This is a genomic window from Streptococcus sp. FSL K6-1323, assembly GCF_038630745.1.
In the GTDB taxonomy this organism is placed as follows: Bacteria; Bacillota; Bacilli; order Lactobacillales; family Streptococcaceae; genus Streptococcus; species Streptococcus salivarius_D.
The window spans coordinates 806611-829174 of the sequence record NZ_CP152039.1 but is presented as its reverse complement, the minus strand read 5'-3'; the positions used below and the strand labels follow the sequence as shown (position 1 = coordinate 829174).

25 protein-coding genes and 1 pseudogene are annotated in these 22564 nt (G+C 36.7%); 4 read left to right on the top strand and 22 right to left on the bottom strand.

From position 1 onward, the window contains the following. Nucleotide 1: 1 nt before the first annotated feature. From NST80_RS03680 to NST80_RS03670, 3 genes are all read right to left on the bottom strand, one after another. On the bottom strand, nucleotides 2–694 hold the full coding sequence (locus tag NST80_RS03680; protein WP_045768571.1) for an amino acid ABC transporter permease: 693 nt from the start codon (nucleotides 692–694) through the stop codon (nucleotides 2–4). 68 nt (nucleotides 695–762) lie between these two features. Continuing rightward, complete coding sequence (locus NST80_RS03675; RefSeq protein ID WP_045768570.1) at nucleotides 763–1629, bottom strand: transporter substrate-binding domain-containing protein; 867 nt, start codon at nucleotides 1627–1629, stop codon at nucleotides 763–765. Nucleotides 1630–1647: 18 nt separating this feature from the next. Further along, nucleotides 1648–2646 (bottom strand): uroporphyrinogen decarboxylase family protein, encoded by a 999-nt coding sequence (locus NST80_RS03670; protein ID WP_045768569.1) that lies wholly within the window; start codon nucleotides 2644–2646, stop codon nucleotides 1648–1650. 382 nt (nucleotides 2647–3028) lie between these two features. Here NST80_RS03670 and NST80_RS03665 point away from each other — a divergent pair, with 382 nt between their 5' ends. After that, nucleotides 3029–3511: a glutathione peroxidase gene (locus NST80_RS03665; protein ID WP_045768568.1), complete on the top strand. Its 483-nt coding sequence runs from the start codon at nucleotides 3029–3031 to the stop codon at nucleotides 3509–3511. Nucleotides 3512–3618: 107 nt separating this feature from the next. Here NST80_RS03665 and NST80_RS03660 read toward each other — a convergent pair whose 3' ends face one another. The 5 genes from NST80_RS03660 to NST80_RS03640 all read right to left on the bottom strand — a co-directional run bounded on the left by NST80_RS03660 (nucleotide 3619) and on the right by NST80_RS03640 (nucleotide 7648). Further along, the gene (locus NST80_RS03660) at nucleotides 3619–3879 is read right to left on the bottom strand and encodes a SemiSWEET family transporter (RefSeq protein ID WP_002885327.1); all 261 of its coding nucleotides are present in this window, start codon (nucleotides 3877–3879) and stop codon (nucleotides 3619–3621) included. A gap of 295 nt (nucleotides 3880–4174) precedes the next feature. After that, entirely contained in the window at nucleotides 4175–5320 is a 1146-nt protein-coding gene (locus tag NST80_RS03655) for an FtsX-like permease family protein (RefSeq protein ID WP_045768567.1), read from the bottom strand. Nucleotides 5321–5323: 3 nt separating this feature from the next. Next, on the bottom strand, nucleotides 5324–6004 hold the full coding sequence (locus tag NST80_RS03650) for an ABC transporter ATP-binding protein (RefSeq protein WP_003007931.1): 681 nt from the start codon (nucleotides 6002–6004) through the stop codon (nucleotides 5324–5326). Continuing rightward, on the bottom strand, nucleotides 6001–6576 hold the full coding sequence (locus tag NST80_RS03645) for a TetR/AcrR family transcriptional regulator (protein ID WP_118171902.1): 576 nt from the start codon (nucleotides 6574–6576) through the stop codon (nucleotides 6001–6003). The genes NST80_RS03650 and NST80_RS03645 overlap by 4 nt, the downstream gene beginning before the upstream one ends. 148 nt (nucleotides 6577–6724) lie before the next feature. Next, nucleotides 6725–7648 carry an aldo/keto reductase gene (locus tag NST80_RS03640; RefSeq protein ID WP_118171903.1) on the bottom strand — a complete coding sequence of 308 codons (924 nt, stop codon included), beginning with the start codon at nucleotides 7646–7648 and terminating at the stop codon, nucleotides 6725–6727. A gap of 147 nt (nucleotides 7649–7795) precedes the next feature. Here NST80_RS03640 and NST80_RS03635 point away from each other — a divergent pair, with 147 nt between their 5' ends. After that, complete coding sequence (locus tag NST80_RS03635; protein WP_013990693.1) at nucleotides 7796–8782, top strand: IS30 family transposase; 987 nt, start codon at nucleotides 7796–7798, stop codon at nucleotides 8780–8782. Nucleotides 8783–8804: 22 nt separating this feature from the next. On the opposite strand, the gene NST80_RS03630 is transcribed toward NST80_RS03635, so the two are convergent. The 8 genes from NST80_RS03630 to NST80_RS03595 form a co-directional block, all read right to left on the bottom strand. Next, entirely contained in the window at nucleotides 8805–9512 is a 708-nt protein-coding gene (locus NST80_RS03630; protein ID WP_118172379.1) for an ABC transporter permease, read from the bottom strand. After that, nucleotides 9505–10335 carry an ABC transporter ATP-binding protein gene (locus NST80_RS03625; protein WP_118172381.1) on the bottom strand — a complete coding sequence of 277 codons (831 nt, stop codon included), beginning with the start codon at nucleotides 10333–10335 and terminating at the stop codon, nucleotides 9505–9507. Before NST80_RS03625 ends, NST80_RS03630 begins: the two co-directional genes overlap by 8 nt. Before the next feature lie 80 nt (nucleotides 10336–10415). Next, entirely contained in the window at nucleotides 10416–11012 is a 597-nt protein-coding gene (locus NST80_RS03620; protein ID WP_118172377.1) for a DUF3267 domain-containing protein, read from the bottom strand. After that, nucleotides 11013–11396, bottom strand: a complete 384-nt coding sequence (locus NST80_RS03615; protein ID WP_118172375.1) for a hypothetical protein — start codon at nucleotides 11394–11396, stop codon at nucleotides 11013–11015. It abuts the gene before it with no gap. Continuing rightward, the gene (locus NST80_RS03610; RefSeq protein WP_118172373.1) at nucleotides 11393–12409 is read right to left on the bottom strand and encodes a hypothetical protein; all 1017 of its coding nucleotides are present in this window, start codon (nucleotides 12407–12409) and stop codon (nucleotides 11393–11395) included. Before NST80_RS03610 ends, NST80_RS03615 begins: the two co-directional genes overlap by 4 nt. A gap of 70 nt (nucleotides 12410–12479) precedes the next feature. Then, on the bottom strand, nucleotides 12480–12659 hold the full coding sequence (locus NST80_RS03605) for a hypothetical protein (protein ID WP_118172372.1): 180 nt from the start codon (nucleotides 12657–12659) through the stop codon (nucleotides 12480–12482). A 16-nt stretch (nucleotides 12660–12675) separates the two neighbouring features. Further along, entirely contained in the window at nucleotides 12676–12840 is a 165-nt protein-coding gene (locus NST80_RS03600; RefSeq protein ID WP_181971223.1) for a hypothetical protein, read from the bottom strand. 5 nt (nucleotides 12841–12845) lie between these two features. Continuing rightward, nucleotides 12846–14690 carry a YcaO-like family protein gene (locus tag NST80_RS03595; protein WP_118172369.1) on the bottom strand — a complete coding sequence of 615 codons (1845 nt, stop codon included), beginning with the start codon at nucleotides 14688–14690 and terminating at the stop codon, nucleotides 12846–12848. 146 nt (nucleotides 14691–14836) lie between these two features. Between NST80_RS03595 and NST80_RS03590 the strand changes: the two genes are divergently transcribed. Next, nucleotides 14837–15823 carry an IS30 family transposase gene (locus NST80_RS03590; protein ID WP_013990693.1) on the top strand — a complete coding sequence of 329 codons (987 nt, stop codon included), beginning with the start codon at nucleotides 14837–14839 and terminating at the stop codon, nucleotides 15821–15823. A gap of 461 nt (nucleotides 15824–16284) precedes the next feature. Further along, nucleotides 16285–16836: a hypothetical protein gene (locus tag NST80_RS03585; RefSeq protein WP_118172367.1), complete on the top strand. Its 552-nt coding sequence runs from the start codon at nucleotides 16285–16287 to the stop codon at nucleotides 16834–16836. 73 nt (nucleotides 16837–16909) lie between these two features. Here NST80_RS03585 and NST80_RS03580 read toward each other — a convergent pair whose 3' ends face one another. The 6 genes and pseudogenes from NST80_RS03580 to NST80_RS03555 all read right to left on the bottom strand — a co-directional run bounded on the left by NST80_RS03580 (nucleotide 16910) and on the right by NST80_RS03555 (nucleotide 22506). After that, nucleotides 16910–18205: an FctA domain-containing protein gene (locus tag NST80_RS03580; RefSeq protein ID WP_229056988.1), complete on the bottom strand. Its 1296-nt coding sequence runs from the start codon at nucleotides 18203–18205 to the stop codon at nucleotides 16910–16912. 135 nt (nucleotides 18206–18340) lie between these two features. Continuing rightward, a pseudogene (locus tag NST80_RS03575) lies at nucleotides 18341–18610 on the bottom strand (nitroreductase family protein); the annotation flags it as partial. A gap of 136 nt (nucleotides 18611–18746) precedes the next feature. Further along, nucleotides 18747–19601 carry a VOC family protein gene (locus NST80_RS03570; RefSeq protein ID WP_118172365.1) on the bottom strand — a complete coding sequence of 285 codons (855 nt, stop codon included), beginning with the start codon at nucleotides 19599–19601 and terminating at the stop codon, nucleotides 18747–18749. 132 nt (nucleotides 19602–19733) lie between these two features. Continuing rightward, complete coding sequence (locus NST80_RS03565; protein WP_118172363.1) at nucleotides 19734–20183, bottom strand: Rrf2 family transcriptional regulator; 450 nt, start codon at nucleotides 20181–20183, stop codon at nucleotides 19734–19736. A 180-nt stretch (nucleotides 20184–20363) separates the two neighbouring features. Further along, nucleotides 20364–21227, bottom strand: a complete 864-nt coding sequence (locus NST80_RS03560) for an alpha/beta hydrolase (protein ID WP_118172360.1) — start codon at nucleotides 21225–21227, stop codon at nucleotides 20364–20366. After that, the gene (locus NST80_RS03555; protein WP_118172359.1) at nucleotides 21214–22506 is read right to left on the bottom strand and encodes a PTS sugar transporter subunit IIC; all 1293 of its coding nucleotides are present in this window, start codon (nucleotides 22504–22506) and stop codon (nucleotides 21214–21216) included. Before NST80_RS03555 ends, NST80_RS03560 begins: the two co-directional genes overlap by 14 nt. Nucleotides 22507–22564 lie beyond the last annotated feature (58 nt).

Sequence of the window (22564 nt, the reverse complement as noted above, 5' to 3'; positions counted from 1 at the left end):
TTTACCTCTCTTTTACACTCAATTGTTGCTCTGCTATCCTAGAAATCAACGATAGAATTAATGCTATTCCCCAATAAACAAAGGCAACAGCTGTATAAGTCTCCAAAGAATAATTTCCTAAATGGCGACTAATCAAAAGGTTCCCTTTGCCCATAACATCAATAAAACCAATCGTATAAGCCAAAGCTGCATCACGCATAAGGTTAAGTATAGCTGTTGTAATATTTGGTAAAGCAACCTTAAATGCTTGAGGGGCGATAATTCTTACAAAGGTTTGTTCAGAAGTAAGCCCAATACTAAGCCCAGCTTCTAATTGTCCTTTAGGGATTGCTTGATAAGCTGCTTTAAGTACTTCTGATATCATTGCTGAGAATAGGAGAACCATAGTCACAAGAACGAATATCAATTTGGACCAATCATTAATATCTAATCCTAACCACCAATTAAGAAATTCTGGAACTCCGTAAAATACTAAAAATAGCAACACAATCGGTGGGGTACAGCGTAAGATAAAAACATATCCCTTAGCCAAATTCTCTAAAGCTTTATCCTTAGAAAGGCTTGCCCAAGCAACTAATCCTCCTAATAACGACCCAAGTAAAGTCGTTAATAAGATAACCAATAATGTCATCGGTAAGCCCTTTATGATTTCAGGTAATGCTCCAAAAACTTTTGAAATGTCATAATTGACCATAATTTCTCCTAACTAAACTCACTTCAGAAGCTTATCAAAACATCCTACTTTTACGACGTTACAATTACTTATTTGTCTACGTATGAGAAGACATCCTCACCAAAGTATTTTTTAGACAACTTTTCAAGTGTACCGTCTTCTTTTAGTTCCTTAATTGCCTTAGTATATTCTTTTGAAAACTCTTCGTTCTTACTATCTCGATGGAAGAGTGGATAGGTTGGAATTCCTTTATAAGGGAACCAAGTCAATTTATCTGCATATTGATGATACGCACCATCTTTATCAGTTACAGCCTTTTCAAAAGATAATTTAATATCAAAGTAAGCATCATAACGATTTTCCAAAACCCATGCATAGGCATCTGAAACTTGGAAAGATTCCGCAGATGTTAACTCAATTGGTTGATCTTTATGCTTATCGTTGTAGTCTTTGATAACATTCCACTGAGCATTTTGTGGTGAGATTGGCACCAATCGACCATTTTGTTTTGCAAAGTCAGAGATATTTTTATATTTATCTTTATCATCCTTACGAATGGTAAATCCAATAATACTTGCTCCAATTGGATCTTTCGGAATAATAAACTTTTTAGCACGTTCATCTGTGTACCACGCGCCCTTCGTACCGATGTCATATTTACCTGACTCTAAACCAATCAAAAGATCATCATCACTTGTTCCGGTATATTCAAATTTGTACTGTGGAAGCTTTTTATCAATTTCCTTTAATACAGCTACCTCATAGCCATCAGAATTACCATCCTTATCAACAAAATCATAAGGAACATAGTTTTGAGTATGGGCAACTTTTAATGTTGTTACCTTTCCAGAATCTGATTTTGCTTTTTTATCTCCTGTTAAGCTACGTCCAATAACTGTAGCCCCAATAAGTGCTACAACAACAGCTCCACCAATAATCCATGTCTTTTTACTCATATTAATCTCTCCTTTTTCTTACAAAATTGCTGCTTCACGTACCCATTCAATACGCTCATGGTTAATATCACTTGGAATCGTGCAATCAGCACCAATGATTAACCCATGGGTTCCTGTATCAGCAATAATCTCCCTAACCTTTTCTTGAATAGCTTTTTTAGTTCCAGTATATAGAAGACCGTCTTTTCCATTTTCAAATCCTCCAAGAACTGTGCGACCTCTAAAAATGTTAAGACCTTTTGCCAAACTAATTCCTTCAGGACCGACCGCCCAATTAACTACCTGAGCAGGATAATCTTTAAAGAGTTCGATGTTATTACGGGCTCCTTCGTATCCGCAAATATGTAGAATATTATGTCCTTTGGCTCCATTAGCTGCTTCTAAAACCTTTAATTCACTTGGAGCAATGATTTCTTTATAAATTTCAGCGCTAACTCGCTCATCTTGAATACTTTGAACACTTAGGTAAATACCATCAGCACCTGCTTCTTCAATCACCCTCTGACTAAGACTCGCAATGTCTTCGCCAATAACATCTAAAACATGCTTCAAAGCTTTTCGGTTTTCCACAATGTAATCTGCGATAAGATCATCGCCACCTGAAACTTTTCCAACTAACCATTTTAAATAAGTAACCGGAGCGAAGATATTGTAAATTGCAACAATATCTTCAGGAAAATCAGCAATCAGACTTTTTACAAGTTCGACTTGTGCAGAAATCCAAGGATGATTTGCACCTAAAGGTTCAATCGTTTGCAAATCACTGATTGACTTAAAATCTTTAAAAGCAGGTTGTGGGTATGCGAAGAAACCATCACTCATCAATTTAACAAAATCAGGTTTGACTTCTTCAATAAATTTTTTATGACCAGCTTTATTTTTATCAATAATTTCTGGATTTTCAAAACCATATAACCACTCGTCTTCAGTAGTAAAATGATGCCAAAATCCCACCGGGACACGATCAACACTTTCTCCACGAAATGCTTTCAAAACTAACTCTCTTTTTTCTGACATAAGAATCTCCTTTTCTCTTATCCTAATATCAACAGCTAATGAACATACCTAAAATACTTTCAACTCCTATTATCACTAGCTGCTTCAAAACTGAATGACATTATCTTATCAGAGATTATCACATCCGAAAAATAAAGAAATTTTATCCCTAGCCATAAATAAAATTTATGATATAGTAACCCAAATAACGTTAAAACCTATTGTTACCTTCTTTTAAGCACATGACCTTACATAGTATTATTACCGTCAGCTATAAGTAATTCTTAACACCAAGATAAAGAATTACTATCACAAACACCATTTAATCTCTAGTCTTCCTGAAAAATCACTTCTCTGACTAACTTTGCTATAATAGTCTCAAACAAATAAAAGGAGATTTTCTATGACATCCTTATACGATTTTACAGTTTCAGATCAAGCTGACCAACCTGTGTCTCTCCAGGACTATAAGGGAAAGGTAGTTCTAATTGTTAATACAGCAACAGGTTGTGGTTTAACGCCACAGTATCAGGGCTTACAGGAACTCTATGACAAATACAAAGACCAAGGATTCGAGATTCTTGATTTTCCTTGTAATCAATTTATGGGGCAGGCACCTGGTAGTGCTGAAGAAATCAATACCTTCTGCACCCTCAATTACCATACAACCTTCCCTCGATTTGCCAAAATCAAGGTCAATGGTAAGGAAGCAGAACCACTTTTTGATTGGCTAAAACAAGAAAAATCTGGACCGCTTGGGGCTAGAATCGAATGGAATTTTGCTAAGTTTTTGATTAACCGTGAAGGTCAAGTGGTCGAACGCTTTTCTTCCAAAACGTACCCACTAAAAATGGAAGATGCTATCAAGGCTCTTCTTAATAACTAAAAACAAAAAACGAGAGTGAAACTAGAACGACAATCTTTGACTGTCGCTAGTTCTGCTCTCGTTTTCTGCGTTAAGAAAAATAGTATAGAAAGAAATTTTGCTTTATTTTAGAACAAAGCTGTCAATGCTGTAATTAAACCAAAGATAATACCTGGTGCATTGGCCGCAGCAAGGGGAAGGTCACGTTCTTTTTTAAAGAGACCATAGTAAACCCAAAGGCTACAGTTGACTGCAGCTACCAATGGTTGGATAAAGTTTCCTTTATGACCAGACAAATTGTCCATGATTTGTGGCACGTATGATACATACATCATAACTGACATGAAGGTTGCCACCCAACCAAGGGTTTTCATTTGTTTATCTGACATTCGAGACTCCTCTTTCATAAGATTCTTTCTGCCTTGTACATCTAGAAATATTACAAGACATGTTTTAATGCACTAAAATTAAAACAGTGTCTATCTTACGCTTTAACAATAGAGAATGCAAGAATTTCGGGACAATGTTAAGAAGATGTAAACTATCACAAGATTGTGATAGTGCATTTAGTCTCTTATGTAGCGTTTTCATAAGAGAAAAAGACCTCGTGAAGAGGTCTAAAGTCAATCAATCTTCTATTTTTTCTCATTAAAAAGCACTGATATTAAGGATTACTGTCATAAATCATTCAGCTAAGAGTACTTCTTTGATGGTTTGCTTTTGGAGTTTTCTGTTGGATAGATAAAACAGGCTTTCATAAACCACAGCAAAGCCAAGCAAGGTCCGGAAGCAAACAATCCAATCAAAGTGATGCTCAATCTTTTCAGGAACTGTATCTTTGATTACACCAATCAAGATTTCCATGATACCGTATTGATAAACCGTCCCTAAAACAAATCCTAGATAAGCCCAAAAACGATAGGGAGCGAGAATATGACTTTGGCATTCACGATTTGTGTAGCCAAAAGCCTTCATCAAGGCCAAGGTTTCGCGACTTTCTGAGATGACAATCCCTAATGACAAAAAGAGAATCGAGAAAGAAAGAATTAAGCCAATCATAATCATCATGGTTTGGATGATATCATCTGTATAATCTCTTAAGCCAAAGGACAATTGAACCATGGCTGCAAAACACATGGAGCCAAAGACCACAAAAAACAAGATAGATTTTCTCCCCCAAATCAGTGACGAAGACAGCTCTTTTAAGAAAGATTTGTCTTTCTTGGGTGCCCTCTTTCTCCTTTTGACCTTGATCGGACTTGGAGATTTTTTCAATAAGCGAAGTGCCGGGGTTTGGAGTTGTCTTCTAGCATAACCAATCGCGAGAAGCATAAAGAAGGTCGTTGGTAGCATCACCAAAGCAAGCAAGAGCTGCCAGTGAAAGTGAATGGTGATTTCTGGCAGGATCCCCTTTTCATTGCGGAAGTCATAAAAATGTCCCATCATAAGAAAAGAAGCAAAATAGCCAAGAAGCGCTCCAGCTCCAAAACTGAGTCCAAAGGCCCAAAACCGTTTAGCCAACAGGCCATTGCTGTAGCCCAAAGCCTTTAAAATTCCTAATTGTTCCCTGTGGTCATCAACAAATTGTTTGATATAAAAACACATGAGAAGAACCGACGTCAAGGACAAGACAACCCCACTGACCATGGCCACCATCCAGGAAAGCGATACCTGGGCATCATAGTAGGTCTGCATCATGGGATTGGTTTTAGAAATCTCCAACTGCTCGATATCCAGGTAAAAATTCAAGAAGAGATTGGCCACAAAGACCGCACAGGCTCCGATGATACTGACGACAACTAATTTTCGAATATCTTTTACTGAAAACATGGCTTACCATCCAATCTCATAGGCAGTCTGAGGTTGATCATTGGTCACAACTTCGGTAATTTTGCCACTATTGACACGAATTATGGTTCTGGCCATATCCGCAATATTTTGGTTGTGCGTCACCATGATGAGGGTGAAGCCCAGCTTTTCCTTTAACTTCCAGATATAGTCGAGAATCTTGCGCCCTGTTTCTTCATCGAGAGCTCCCGTCGGCTCATCTAAGAAGAGAATCTCTGGCTTTTTGGCCAAGGCCCGGGCAATAGACACTCTCTGCTGTTCCCCACCCGACAATTCACTCGGATACTTGTCCAGCTTATCGCCAAGTCCCAAATCCTCGATGATCTGCAAAAAATCATGATTGTCTGCCAGGTCAGCTCCCATCTTTACATTTTGTCTGACCGTTAGATTCGGCAATAGATAATACTGCTGGAAAATAAAGGCAATCTTCTCACGTCTAAAGGCTGTCAATTGAGCATCCGTGAGTTGTGATAAATCTTGTCCTTGAATGAGGATATGCCCCTCGTCTACCTTTTCTAAGCCTGATAACACATTTAAGAGAGTTGACTTGCCTGATCCAGAAGGGCCGAGGATAACCACATCATCCTGGTCTTGAATCTGCAAGTCAATCCCCTTTAAAACCTTGGTTTGGCCGTAACTTTTGTGAACATTTTCTAGTTGAATCATTTCTTTCCTACCATTTCTTTGATGAGAGATTGACAAACTTCTGTCAGTAATCCAATCACTTCTTCCATGCTGAACTGGTAAATACCAGAAGCAACCATAGAGGCCATCCCATGCGAGTAGATAAATAGATGCTGGTACAAGCGACTAGCCTCCTCTACAGTCAAAGGATAGTCTGCGACGATCGAATCCAGAACCAATTGGTAACTATGATCCTTCATGGGAAGAAAATCTTGAAAGCGACGAATCGGATCTTTGCTAGGATTTTGGAAAAGCAATTGAAAAAGTTGGGGCTCTTTTGAGGCGAAAAGGATATAAGCAACCCCGACAGATCGAAAAGGCTTTTCATCTTCTAAGGCCTTTCGAATATACTCCACCACGACCATCTCCGCAGCACCAATAACCTCTGCTTGTAACTCAGCCATATTAGCAAATTGCCCAAAAATGACTCTTGGTGTAGCTCCCAGTTTCTCCGCTAATGCTCTAGCTGTCAAACTAGACATGCCCTGTTCGCGTACCAATTGTAAAGCTGTCCCAATGATAGTTTCTTTACTAAATTTAACCTTGGGTGGCATAATACTCCTTTCGCGCAACGTTCGTTGCGCAACACACGTTGCCTAAAAGATATCATAAAAAGGAAAGGATTGTCAAGAAAAAACTGAAGACCACAAAACAAAAAACCAGACTACCGATAAGAGTGGAATCTGGTTTGATAACAAGATTCTAAGGCAAATCATTTCCTGCAGCCAGGTAGATTTGGTACCATTCCTTGCGGGTTAGGATAACTTCTGCTGCTTTCCCTGCTTCAAGGACATGCTGAGGCTTGGTCGTTCCGATGACAGCCTGCATCTTACCTGGATAGCGAAGGACCCAAGCAAGGGCGATGGCTGTCGGAGTGACTTGGTATTTTTTTGCCAAGTCATTGAGGACGTGATTGAGGGCCGCAAACTCTTCCTTGCCGACAAAATTTCCCTTGAAATAGCCATGCTGGAGGACAGACCAAGCCTGAATCACCGTATCATTTAAGCGACAATATTCAAAGACACTGCCATCTCTCATGGCTGCCTTCGGTCCTTCCATATTGACATGAAAACCTGCATCAAAGCTCGGCGTAAAGGCTGCACTCAACTGCAACTGGTTGACCTTGAGAGGTTGTTTGACTGTCGTTTTGAGCAATTCCATCATCATAGGATTTTGATTGGATACCCCAAAATGACGGACCTTGCCAGCTTGCTCCAAGTGATTAAAGGCTTCTGCCACTTCTTCAGGTTCCATGAGGGCATCCGGTCGGTGAAGGAGAAGGCTATCTAAACGCTCAATCTGCAGACGCTCGAGGATGCCATCAACGGAATCCAAAATATAATCCTTCGAAAAATCAAAATAGGTAAAGCCATCTTTGCGAATCCCACACTTGGACTGGATCCACATCTGGTCCCGAAGATCCGGACGACGCTTGATAACCTTGCCCAGCAGGACCTCACACTGTCCATTTCCATAAATATCCGCCAGATCAAAGGTGTTGATTCCAATCGACAAGGCTGCCTCCACCAAGGCCTCCACCTCGTCTTCACCCAATTCGCTAATACGCATCATCCCAAGGACAATCGTTGACAAACGCTCATTTTCAGCAAAATCAATATACTTCATCACTGCCTCCTTTTCTGTATCTCTATTGTAGTGAAAAGGGTTTCAAAAATCAATTGAGCTTGAATATACAATATAAGTGCACAATAAAAACTCATAAGATTTTCTAGTAAAATAGAATTGAACGAACTAGTTACGAAAGGAAATCTTATGAGCTACCATCATTTTACCATAGACGAGCGTGAAAGTATTCTCATTTACCGTACGCAAGGCCTAAATTTTTCTCAAATTGCTAAGTTACTTCATCGTCATCCATCTAGTATTAGTCGTGAGTGGAAGCGCCATACAAAATCAGGAGCTTATTCTCCAAATCATGCACAGGAATCGTACCATAATGCCAAATCACACTGTGGGCGGAAACGGATGCTTGAAATAGATCACAATTTAAGCAATACCATCAAACATCTATTTCTCGATTACCAATGGTCTCCTGAAGAAATAGAAGGTCGGTTGCGCTTAGAGTATGGGAAAACTGTTGTTAGTTATCAAACAATCTATAGAGCCATTTATCGAGGACATTTTGAGGATAACTCATTATCTCATGGTGCTCGTGGTGTCATTCGTAAACTTCGTCATCGTGGGAAAACACGTCATACAAAAGGTCATGTTGAAAATAGAGGGAAAATATCCATTTCTCATACAATTCACGAAAGACCAGAAGAGGCTAATAATCGAACTAGAATAGGAGATTGGGAAGCCGATACTGTTGCAGGTAAAACTGGAAAAGCTTGTTTAGTTACTCTAACAGACCGTTATTCTCGTTTTCTAAAAATCAAAAAGGTAGCTGTTAAGAAAAGCAAGTTGGTAATAGAAGCTATGGTAAAACTGTTAGAACCCTTGACGAAGTATACAGTAACTCCTGATAGAGGGAAAGAATTCACGTATCATCAGAAATTGAGTGATCAATTGAACATTGAAGTCTATTTTCCTGACCCTCATGCTCCATGGCAACGAGGAACCAATGAGAACACGAATGGATTACTTAGAGAATATTTTCCAAAGGGTAGTGATCTAACATTGGTTGATGATCAGACTATTCAGCTGTGGGAGAACAAACTTAATAATAGGCCACGAAAATGTCTTAACTGGAAAACACCTTATGAAGTATTCTATGGGGAAAGTATGCACTTAATTTGACAATTCAAGATTTAGAAAATCACTACTTTTGTTTTTTAGCTACTACTGTAACAAAAAAGAGCAAACAAGATATCCAAATTAATATACTGATGAGTTGCACAACTGAATGATTCCACAAAAAATCTTTCCATTTAGTAAAAAATTTAGTAAAAAATCCCATATAACTGTAATCGACTATTTTAGAAATCGTTTTATTCATATTGGAAAGCATGGGCAAAAAAGCAGATACTAGCATCGTTGGAATAGCAAATGTTTGAGCCATAACTTGGGATTTGGCTAACAAACCAAGTAAAAGATAAAGTAATAAAATGACAATAACTGTTAAAACACAAACTAAAGTGTAATTTGTAACATTTTCAATTTGGACACCTAATATAATCGGCAAAATAATGACATAGAATGCTGAGATAATAATTGGAAATACTACAGTAGATAGAAGATACTTAAAAAAACTTATCCCACTCAAAAGCAACATCTTTAGGTTATTTTTTTCTTTTTCTTCTGCCATAACTGTAAGAACTGGTCCACCAATTGCCAAAGCAAATGATAGTGACAAACAAATCATTAAATAGGGAATTGTCAATTGTTCTTTAGACTCAGATTGGTTGTCTATCATAAATTTATAAAGATATGCCAAGCCAATAGGCATCAAAATCTGCAAGAGAATGACTTTGTTGAACAAAATTATTTTACAACGTAGCCACAAAAGAGAGTAAAACTGTTTAAACATTTAATTTACCTCCTGTTAGCTCAATAAAAATATCTTCTAAGGTTGGCTCACACGAATGTATTGTCAGTATATTCTCCACATTTTTAGCTACTTCTTCTAGTTTTTTTAATGAGAAAACAGTCTCTGAGCCATTTTTATATTTCACTTTCACCTTCTTTTCTTGATTATATTTTTGAATTATTTCTTCTGGGCTTCCCTGCTCAATAAGTACGCCAGAATTAAGTAAGGCAATATAATCACATAGGAGCGTTGCTTCTCTCATATCATGAGTTGTTAAAAAAATAGTAGTGCCTCTACTTTTCAATTCTAAAATTAATTCATGAATAGTCTTTGTTGTATTTGGATCTAAACCAGAAGTTGGTTCATCCAAAAAAAGTATTTTAGGTTCATTAATTAATGCACGAACCAATAACATTCTTTGTCTCATACCTGTTGACAGTTGACTTGCAATCTTTTTACGACTATCATAGAGCCCAACTCGTTTAAGAAGATTGTCCACCGTTTTGTTATCAATCCCATAGTATTTGGCAAAAAAAATCACATTATCATAGAGCGTTAACTTTTCATAATAACCACTGCTGTCTGTGACTAAGCCAATTTTTTTCAACTCTTGATCTGTTAGTTGATTTGAATTGCGACCTAAAATTTTTGAGTAACCTTTATCAGCTGTTATTTGACCTGTAAGAATATTTATCGTCGTTGTTTTCCCTGAACCTGATGGACCTAGTAAGCCAAAAATAACGCCTTCTTCAATCGTAAAACTAACTTCATTTAGAGCAAGAGTATCTCTAAATTCTTTTTTTACTTTATCCATTTGTATCATTAAATGCTTCATCGTACTTCCCCTACTAAAATAAAATTCTATAGTTAGTAACTCCCATCCAAAGAATAAAAATAAAATATTTATTCATTGGTAAAATAATGTAATTCGCCGTTAGACAACTGAATCCTACTTTTTGAAGGAACATGACACAAAGTATGGAGTATGACAACATAGTCTTGGCAAGAGGTTGCTAAACCAATACAACCCACGGACCACAACAAGGTATTTATTTTAACAACACTTGCTGGTGTCATACAAAAAACAAATAAAGGCAACACTCCTAACAAAAGTGATGGTAAGATAGCAGAAAAAAGAAAGACATTGCGGCTAATTGGTTCACTACAAACAGCAAATAAAGTACCTCCTTCAATACCAATTATCCCTGATGACTGATTAGGATATGGCAATAAATGGAGAACCTCATGTGCTAAGAGTAGTACAAAACCTAAAATACAACCAACTATGATTAAACGTCTATCAAATGGAAATATACCATCATTTTGTACATACCTTTTGTATAAGAAAAGTAGAAAACCAATAATAAGTGATACTATTGCTGACAAGAAAATCTTTCCATTCCAATGTTTTATAGTATAAGCAACAGATTTTTCAGGTAAAGGCAAATAAGTATAATCTTCAGATTTCATAGAGGTACCAACAAATTTTATTTTCAACATTTAAGAATCCTCCTTGTGATGAATACCAACTTTACGAATGAAATAAAATGATTTTTCAATTATCATTTCTAAGGCAAGCGTCGATAAAATCATAATGCTACTTAAAAATCCCGCTACAACAAACATAGCCACATAATAGAACACCTTATCAAAAGTCTCTATGAATAGTGCTTTTATAGCAGCTCCAAGAAAATAAATATTAAAGAATAGGCATGAAGCAATAAATGCCCGTTTCCGTATGTAGCTATCATGAAAATACAGTGTTTGAAATACCATCATCAATTCAAATAGAAAAACTGTCATAATATTTCGGGTAACAATAAACCATACACTCAATAATAGTGGCAAAAAAATAATTAATGTTTTATCTATCGAACCTTTCAAAAGAAGTTCCCTCCACTTATAATCGTTTGAAATAATAAAGTAAGAACCAGTATTAGCAAGAAAAGTAAATTCAAATGTGAAAATATACCATATATTATGACTAGTAACTTATCGTAGTCATCAGAGTAATATTCTAAATTTTTAGCAAAAGAGAATATATTTTTTACCTTTTTATACATACCAGAAAGATTTAAATAACTTTCTAAAAACCAGTATGAATCCACTTCAAGAAAAAGATTAGCATTTATGACTATCTGACTAAAATTTGAAACAAGACAAAATAATAAAATTGGACTAGCACGATGTTCTAATAACACTAATAGGATTCCTACAAAAAACATATTTGAAAGAATACCTGAAATCGCTATCAACATTTTGCTACCATTTTTTAACTTCCTAGTAGAAGCAATCGTAACATATACAAATGGTATAAACACATATATCATCAATCCAATTTCAACAATTTCAGCTCCTCTACTTTTAGCAACTAATGCGTGAGAAAGTTCGTGGATGGCAAGAAAAATAAACGACACTATATAAAATGCCACTCCTGTCTTAATGCTAATACAATTTACAAGGTTGACATAAAGTTTAGATAAATCTGTTCTTGCAATTCCTAATACAAGCATGGGTATAGAACATATTAGTAACACGCTCAAAATGGGAAAAATAATATTAAAATACTTACTTATCCAATCATTTGGATTTATTAACTTCAACTTATATTGAATTAGTGAATTATGTGCTTTTTGTTCATAATCTTGTAGCAAATTAAGCTTTTTCAGTTTCTCTAGAAAGATAATATATCCCTTTTCTGACAATGCAAACACTTTCTGCTCAATCATGTCATAATAATTTTTATCACCTTTCATTTCATCCAAAATAAATAATTCTTTATTATTTAAGTAACATCCAGTTTTACTATAAGAATTATAAATATACACTCTATCAGAATCCACTTGCTTACAGTATAAATTTGAACTTTTTTGATATTTTTCGAAAATTTCATCCATAGGTAATACTAGCCTCAAAGCTGATTAAGCAATTAAAGGGGAAGGAAACCTTCCCCCTTTAGCTACAACATCAAGCCGCAGCAGCTACAGGTAGTAATACAGAAGCTGCAGGAGCAGCTGCCAAAGCAGCTTTAGCACCTGTTTTAATACCAGATGAAGTTAGAACTAAAGATTCATCAGCCATCATTTCATGCTCAGTAGCAGATACAATTTCTTCATCAGTCAATAACCCCATTTTCTTATAGTCCATAATAGATACCTCCTTTTTATGGTATGAACACAGATGCAACAGGTAATAGATTCAAACCAATTTTCAACGCGGTAGACCACGCTGGAGATGAAGTCAAATCCATCATATTATTCTCAATTTCTAGATTTGAAACTTCACTTAACTCAATATCGGTCAATAACCAACTATCATCTAGTTTCATGAAATTCACCCCCTTTCTTCAAAAATTTCTTTTAAGTTATCTTGCCTTATTGGATTTACAACACGACTTTCTTTTAAAATATCAACAAGTTTATTTATCAATCTATAAGACCTTAGAGCATCATCACTATTTACTATTTTTGAAATTTCAGGATATTGTTTCACTAATATTAGGTCACTATCTTTAAAAATATCATCAATATGGTCACATAAACTAGAAGAAAAGAATTTTCTTAGATAAGTTAGTGATTCTTCGTGAGAATACCCTATACTTCTACAAGCCATATAATGCATAGCTATTAACGCTCTCTTAGTTTCTTCAAAATTTTCTTCTGAAGAGGCTAGATATGTTGCTAATTTTCTCAATTGGATATAGGACTTATTAAATTCTCCCATAAATGCATAACACATAGCTGATAAATATATGCTACCATTATGTTGTGAGCCAAAAGGAATACTCAGATTTTCTGAATCTGGTATGAACGAAGTAATAGTATTTTCCATAAGCCTATCAGAATAATATGCTAAACTACCTATCACATACTTGCAATTTTCTCTATTAATCTTAGATATATTAGAAATTAAACCAGATGCTACTACTCTGGTATTTTCAGCACGTATTTCTTTATCTGTATCGGTTCTTAACTCAGATAAACCCGGAATAATTACGTGGTAAGAGGGAAAACCTAAAGTTGAAACATCTCTAATTAAGATATCATATCCATCATTAAGAATATCTCCAACCCATCTCTGAAGTATTTCGCGCTGAGTTAGACCTTCGATATTCTTTACTGGGGTATATTGAAAACTGGGAACTTCACCGAAAATTTCATGAGGATATTGAGCATGTCCTGTCTTAAAACTATTCATAATATTATCGGGATTGTCAGTTTGAGCATTGAAAAAATCTAATATACTTCTATTCGTATATTCAATAATATCATTACCTTGCGTGGCTTCAGTAAACGTTCTTTCCATTGCGATACCAAAATCTGGATGACTTCCCATTTTTAACCCAAATTCCCCTGTATCTTCATTTATAATTATCAACGCTGCAACAGGATACTTCCCTCCTAAGGAACAATCTTTCAAATAGACTCTATATCCATCTAATTCTTTAGCTTTTTGATACATATCATAAACATATGGATAACATTTTACTACTGACTCAGGAATATCGGGGAGAGAAATCTTTTCTTTAAGCACTCTTTTCTGTACTACACGTTCCATTATTTCTGAGAATGCTTGAACCAGCGCTTCTTCAGGAGTGTTACCCGCAGCCATACCATTACTTCCGTACAGTTTTCTTATTGAACTCATTGGAATGTAAACCACTTTTTGTGATTTAACGTCATAAAACGGAATACAAGTATAACTATCTTCTTCATGAAGTTGAATATATTCTAATTTATTGATTGTTCTAAACTGCTCTGCTTGCTCTTCAGTAGTAAGATGTTCTATATTATGCTGTTTACAATAATACCTACTGAATGGAGTATCTTGTCTCATTATGTCAAGTGCTGAAAGAACTTTTTCATTCGGTTCAAATCTGAATGAGTATTTTTCTGACTTCTGCAGTGATGTCATTGTATTGGAGAGAATGCTATTTTGAAAGCGTTCAAATAACTCTGCATATGCACTCGCTAGTGCATACTCCTTAGTGCAACCTTTACCATTTGTTCCAATCGTTGTTCCTTTAAAATTAACTCTTAAGGAATATGTTCCAATATGACTTTCATCTAACCACTTTTCTTCAACTTCCAATCCAAGTTCATCTAACCTTTTTTTCAGGAACTGAACTGTTTCTGCGGGCTTCTTTTCTTTATAATGATTGTCTTGTAACGAATTCATTTCTTCTCCTTCATTTTTGGAATCAATTAATATATACTAACCTTCCATAAATTATATCTTGAATATACAATATAAGTGCACAATAAAAACTCATAAGATTTTCTAGTAAAATAGAATTGAACGAACTAGTTACGAAAGGAAATCTTATGAGCTACCATCATTTTACCATAGACGAGCGTGAAAGTATTCTCATTTACCGTACGCAAGGCCTAAATTTTTCTCAAATTGCTAAGTTACTTCATCGTCATCCATCTAGTATTAGTCGTGAGTGGAAGCGCCATACAAAATCAGGAGCTTATTCTCCAAATCATGCACAGGAATCGTACCATAATGCCAAATCACACTGTGGGCGGAAACGGATGCTTGAAATAGATCACAATTTAAGCAATACCATCAAACATCTATTTCTCGATTACCAATGGTCTCCTGAAGAAATAGAAGGTCGGTTGCGCTTAGAGTATGGGAAAACTGTTGTTAGTTATCAAACAATCTATAGAGCCATTTATCGAGGACATTTTGAGGATAACTCATTATCTCATGGTGCTCGTGGTGTCATTCGTAAACTTCGTCATCGTGGGAAAACACGTCATACAAAAGGTCATGTTGAAAATAGAGGGAAAATATCCATTTCTCATACAATTCACGAAAGACCAGAAGAGGCTAATAATCGAACTAGAATAGGAGATTGGGAAGCCGATACTGTTGCAGGTAAAACTGGAAAAGCTTGTTTAGTGACTCTAACAGACCGTTATTCTCGTTTTCTAAAAATCAAAAAGGTAGCTGTTAAGAAAAGCAAGTTGGTAATAGAAGCTATGGTAAAACTGTTAGAACCCTTGACGAAGTATACAGTAACTCCTGATAGAGGGAAAGAATTCACGTATCATCAGAAATTGAGTGATCAATTGAACATTGAAGTCTATTTTCCTGACCCTCATGCTCCATGGCAACGAGGAACCAATGAGAACACGAATGGATTACTTAGAGAATATTTTCCAAAGGGTAGTGATCTAACATTGGTTGATGATCAGACTATTCAGCTATGGGAGAACAAACTTAATAATAGGCCACGAAAATGTCTTAACTGGAAAACACCTTATGAAGTATTCTATGGGGAAAGTATGCACTTAATTTGACAATTCAAGATAGATAAAATTATCATTTATTTTTAGAATTATGTTCTATACCTCCTCTTATTAAGTACATACAATATTATCCCTAACCCACAAATAAGCAGTTTCAACTAGTATTCTGTGCTCATAAGTAATTTACAATTATATAATAACCCGTGGTGCTAGTTAAATTTATATTAACTAGTTAAATTTATATTAAATCTCAAAGAAGGTGAAATCAAGAGTAAAAACTTGGCGTCCTGTCAATGACCTTTCCCAAAAAAGCTAATCTCTAAATCTGTAACTGCAACAACTAAACTTAGTTTTCTACCTACTCTTTCCCATAGGAAATTCTCGCTTTATCGGATAGACTTACCTCACAAATTTACACGGTGTCAGCTTTTTATCCCTCTTTTGCTAGCACAACTATTGATTTTGAAAAGCATTTCAATATAATATAATTATAAAAGACTAAGGAGATTCTTATGCCTAAAGGAACTAGAGAAAATATTATCAATGCCTTCTTCTCGCTCGCCTCTAAACACCCTTCTAGCACTCACTTTACCTTAACCCAAATTGCTAAGGAGGCAGGCATATCTAGGCAGTCTATTTATCAAAATCATTTTAACAATTATGATGAATTAATTCAGTATATTCATGAAATGATTGATGCCGATATCCATTCTCATATCGAACAGGATCTAACCACTAAAGATCCAATCACACTCTTTGGCGATAATATTATTCCCTTACTTTACTCTAAAAGAACCTGGCTAAGATGTCTTTACACGACCGAAGCTGATCCAAGTTGGCGAAGCTTCTTGCAAATCACTTATGGAAAATGGATCAAAGAAAATATGAGTCCAACAAAGGTAGACCTTCAAATGCCAAAACCTTTCTTACAAGAATTATTTCTCCTCAATATCCTTAACATCATCCAACTGTGGATTTCTCAAGAATTTCCAACACCACCTGACATCTTCAAAAAACAGTTTATTTTACTCCTTAAGACTCCCTATATTGAGTTCGTGTCCTAGTATAACAATTGCAAACTTGAAAAAGCAAAAACAACTTGAAACAAAAGTTTCAAGCTGTTTTTTAGTTATCACCTTAAATATCTTTACGACGACGGTTATAGGCTATACCCGTGACTACAGCTACTTCTGCTGCCACTCCAAGAGCAAGCAAGGCTTTATCACTGGCTTGACCAGTTTCTGGAAGTTGAGGTTCTGATTTCACAGAAGATTGAACTGGCATAGCTGGTTCGGGTTTCACTGATGAAGTTGTAGAAACCACTGATGGTGTTTGTGGAACATATGGTGGTTTTGGTGGAATGTAACTATTGTTAAATTCTGTATCCAAAGGAAAGACAACTGCTACTACAAGCAAGTTTTCCTTATCACCAACACTCTTAGTAACCGTCACTTTAAGTTTAGCTACCATGCTGTCATAAACCACATTAGATTCGTAACCTTTGACTTCTTCGACTGTGTAGAAATAAACACCTAGTTTATCATAACTAATACTGTCAAAGTTGATGTTACCTTTAGCATCGTTAGTCACAGTTTGGACAACATTACCTTTTTCATCTTTGAGAACGAAGCTAAACTCACCATCTTGAAGTTGACGACCTGCAAGAACTTTAGTCAATACGAATTTAGCTTTAGCTGGTTTCAATTCTTTGACGTAGTTATTGAAGATAGTGTCTTTTGGATTTGTAACGCTTGATACTAGGGCTTCTCCGTCACGTGTCACGGTAATTGATACCGTTGCTTTCATACCATCATAGATGATGTCTTCGTTATTACCTTTGACTTCTTCAACAGTATAAGTGTAGGTACCTGGTTTTTCAAAGCTAAGGTTACTAAAGGCAACACGACCATCTGCTGTATTACTTACAGTTTCGACCACATGATCAGCGCTATCCTTGAGGACAAATTGGAATTCATTAGCAGTCAAAGCTTGATTTACACCTGACTTGCTCAATTCCTTGCTAAATTGAATCTTAGCTTTGGCTGGTGTGACCAATTTATTGTTGAAGATAACGTCATCTGGATAAACCACTTTGGCCACTAATTTTTCTCGGCCATCTGTGGTTTCTCTAGCCACTTGGACAGTCACATCAGCTTGAAGCTTATCATAAACGACGTCACTATCATTACCAGGAACTTCTGTCACACGATAGTGGTAGGTACCAGGTTGGTTAAGAACAAGATTTGAAAAGACAATTTTACCAGTGGCATCATTGGTTGTTTCACCAAGATCAACCATCTTATTATCTGTCATATCAACCAATTTGAAGGTGAATTCCTTATCTTTCAAGGCTCTACCTACCAACTCTTTGGCTAATTCAAGATTGAAATGTACTTCTTGTTCACCGCCGACATTTCCAAGGCCACCAATCAAACGTACTTCAGAAGTATATGTTTTTGACTCAACATCACTTTCTACTGACTACTGTCCTGCAGGCCCTAAGTCGAGATAGAGAATATCTCGCTTAGTGGCATACTCCAAGGCTTGTTCATCAGCTTCAAACAAATGGGCAAAACCTTTCAAACGTTCTTTTGTTCCCTCGAAGGCTTCTACAGGTGTCACTTTTTCAAGTTCTGAATAAGCAATCTCATTCTAGAAAGCATCTGATTCTTCATCCAGCAAGATAACCACACGTGATGTTTGTGAGTTAAAAGCAGTTGGTGTGTTAAGAACCGCTTCTTGGATAGTATCAATCAATTCTTGATTTGAAAGTTCCACATCTTTTCCCAATGCATAGATAGAACGGCGTTTTGTTTGTAAATCTGTAAAGTTTGTCATCGTTATTTCCTCTTTCTTTGTGATATATGTTAATTGTTAAAATTGTTAAGTTTATTTGTAATAACTTTGATTACAATAACTATTATATAGATCCTTAATGTAATGTCAATGGTTACGACTTAAAAATCACTAATTGTTAATATTTTTTTCTTATCCGTGTCAAAATACCGTCATTATCCTCGAATGTTAAGACATTAGAAGATAACCATTTGACCTCAGCTCCACGATTATTAGCACGCTCTGCAATAGCAATCAAATCTTCCTTGTCTTCTACTTCAAGGACGTAATAGGCAAGACCAGACATATCTTCTTCACGTTTGGCCAAGTCCTTTCCACCCCATTCATTGACCGCTAGGTGATGATGGTAATCGCCTGAAGCAATCCAACTAGCACTTGGAATAGTGAATTTATCTGCTAACTCCAAAACTTCCTGATAGAAAGCTGAAGCTAGCTGACTATCCTTGACCGATAAGTGAATATGCCCCATGCGAGTATCCTTAGCTATCACAAAAGGTTCAACCTTGCGTCCCATATCGTAAATTTCTTGGGCTGAGAGTTCTTCTGTTACCCCAACGATGCGACCATCCTCACGAATATCCCATTCAGCAACAGGCTTGTCTCGATAGAGCTCAATGCCATTACCCTCAAGGTCCTCCAAATAAAGGGCTTCGCTATAACCATGGTCAGCGGCACCAACAAAAGGATAGTCCAGCTCAGCAATATGTTTGAAAACATCTGCCAGATCCTCGCGAGACGGCAACAAAATCGCCATATGGTAAAGACCATAACTAGACTTGACCGCTTCCACACGATTGGTTTCAATCAAGTGAACTAGAGGCTTGTTTCCAGCACCCAAAACAATTTCTGTTGCAGTTTGAGATAGGATTTCAAGTCCTATAACCTGTGTATAAAAGACTGTCTGACGTGCCAAATCCTTCACATTGAGTACCGCTTCTGCGAGGTAAATCTTACTATTGTAGTCGTATGTCATATGATTTTCTCCTTTGTTGTAATTATATAAATTACATTATAACTTTTTCTATTGTCACGTCAATCATTACAACTTGGGAATTAAAAAAGAAACCGAAAAACTTTCGATTTCTTATAGTTTAAAATCTAAAAATCAAGCTCCAGTTTCTTTCCAGTTGGCCTTAGCATCCTTTAAAATACCAGCCAAAGTTTTCTTTTCGAGTTCTTTTTCCATTGCCATTTGAACGTCTTCTAGGCTCTGATCCAAAATCCCATGGATATTACGTCCTACTGGACACGCTGGATTAGGATTGTCATGAAAACTAAAGAGTTTGCCACTTGGACCGATGCTATCCACCGCACGAAAAACCTGTAAAAGGTTAATCTCCTCTGGTGCCTTGACTAATGTGGCTCCTCCACTTCCCCTTTGAACAGAAATCAAGTCTGCTTTCTTCAGTTGCGACAAGGTTTTGCGGATAATAACTGGATTAACCCCCACACTGCCTGCCATTAAATCACTGGTTAGCTTAGTTTCATTTCCCTTATTTTGTGCTATAAGGGTCAAAATATGGACAGCTATGGTAAAGCGACTTGGAATTTGCATATCAAGAACCTCTCATTCATCTTTTTCTTTTCAATCAATTATAACAAAACCAACGTTGTAAAACAAGGAGTTACAACAACTTAAAGAGTTAGTCTTACACAAAAAAATAGAGCCATCGTAGACTCTATTCTTTTGTTTTTGATAATAACTAACTAGACCAATAATACATAGTATTCTAGCCTATTGAGGTTCTAGATTGGTCTTTTGCTTCTTACGAACACCTTGTCCTTCGATATGTTGTTTGATTAGTTCCACTACTTCATCATTGGTTGGTAAATCCGAGTGTTGGGCATCTTCACCTGTAACAGTGATTTCAGTATAACTTTTTGCCTGATTCTGATAGATATATTTCCCAGCGGACACACTAGCATCGGGAACCAATTCGTCCGAATCATAGGTGATGGTTCCCGCTACCGAATAGACATGTAGGGTAGACGGAATATTCTCCTTAGCAGCTATAAAGTCTGCTAGCATGACCGATTTATTTTTAATATTGGTTTCAGTGAAATTATAGGGCGTTCCGATAGTCATCAAAGAATTTATTTTGACATCGTAGTCGCTAAGATAATTTTCAATAAAAGCCGTATAAATCAAGCCACCATTTGAATGCCCCAACCCTTTAAAATTATTGAAATTGTATTTATTCTGCAAGGCTTCAAATGCCTGATTCATCATCTTGGTTTGTTTCTTGATATTGTAATAGCCATCTTTGTTATTCTCAAATCCAATAACAATGACTGGCTCGTTATCCTTATCCTTGATTTTACCCTCAAAGGTAATCCGTCCATTGTTCCAGACCTTGACTTTGAGAAGGCTATGCTTGACACCACGACGGTCTTGATTGAGTTTACGTACTAGGCCATCGAATCTATTTTCCGTAGCGGAGCTCCCTGGAATCATGATAATGGGAGACAATTTTGAATTATAGAAAGTCTCTATTTCCTTGATATTTTTCCTAGTCCAACTATAGGATGGGACGGCTAGCCCAATGAGAAAGAAAGCAACAAGGATAAAGACCAACTTAGTTTTTTTATTTAGTTTCAATGCTCTCTCCTTCCTCTATTAGACCGTGTTGTACTTTATTAGACAGACGCACAAATGGAATAAAGATAACAATGTCGACTGCAAAACAGAGCAGACTAACAGCAAGAGCTCGTAAACTACCCCCAGTTCCGATAAAGGCGAAAAGAAGACTTGGTGTACCATCTGGAACTGGATAAACCGCAGCTGGCATAAGATGAATAGCCAAGGCCACCGCAGCAATGGCCATATTGATCATAGGTGCCAATAGGAAAGGAAGCAGATAAACTAAATTAAGCAAGACTGGTATCCCCACCATAAATGGAGCCCCATTGTTAAAGAGACTAGGAAAGACACTTAGAAGACTCACCTTCTTATCCTTATAACTGGTTGATGCTAAAAGCAGAGCCACCAAGAGGGCTAGCCCTGAGCCAATGCCAGCAACCAAGCCATAACTATGATAAAGATTTGTTAGTGTGTAAAGGTGGGGAAGCCCAGTCGTCGTATGATGGGAAACAGCATAGGTCAAATTTTCCAAGGCAAAACTATCCTCGGCAATTGAATTTAGGGCAAAAGCCTGACTATTTCCAATCCAAGCAGAAAAAGTGTTCAAAAGTCCCATCATAAAGGTTGAGAACAGGTGATTATCAGTTACAGTAAAGGTAGAGGTAACCTGCCTAATCGTCAGAAAAACATTATCTTGCTCTCCAATCACAAAGAGAATGTTAAGTCCAATAGCTAAAATGAGTGACAAAAAAATGGGACGGACGGTCTTTGGTTGATAAATATAGTCCTTGTCCACAATCTGATCATCACTAGCTCTTGAAAAGCGAAAAATCTGGCCAACCAGATAGCCAACAAAGATAGCCAACATAATGTTGATTGAAGCCGGTAAATTGATACGAGTCAAAACACCATCGTTTAGTGGTGACAGCAACAGCTCCTGCGATCCTATAATTAAGCTAACCAAAAGGGATGTCACACCAGCTGTACCAGTACTTCTACCATAGTGACCAGCTGTGTATTTTCCTGCAAAGTAGGTTGATAAGGGCCCGGCTAAGCCACCAAGAAAGTTGGAAAGATTAATGAGCACCTGCCCAGTTATCTTAAAGGCCGGTAACCAGTCAGAAACTGAAAACAATTGGTTAATATAACCAAGCTCCGAAAAGACAGATAGTGAAATCACCCGAATAATTCCTGAAAATAGGAAAAAGGGAAAGAGCGAAACCAAGGTTTTCTGCGTAATTTGGACGAAGCCTCGCTCACGAAACCAGAGAAACCTCTGGACCAAATAGTTTGTCATAAAAGACTCCTAGTAAAAGGCAAAATAAACTTTACATTCAACGTTTTTCTTCATTATA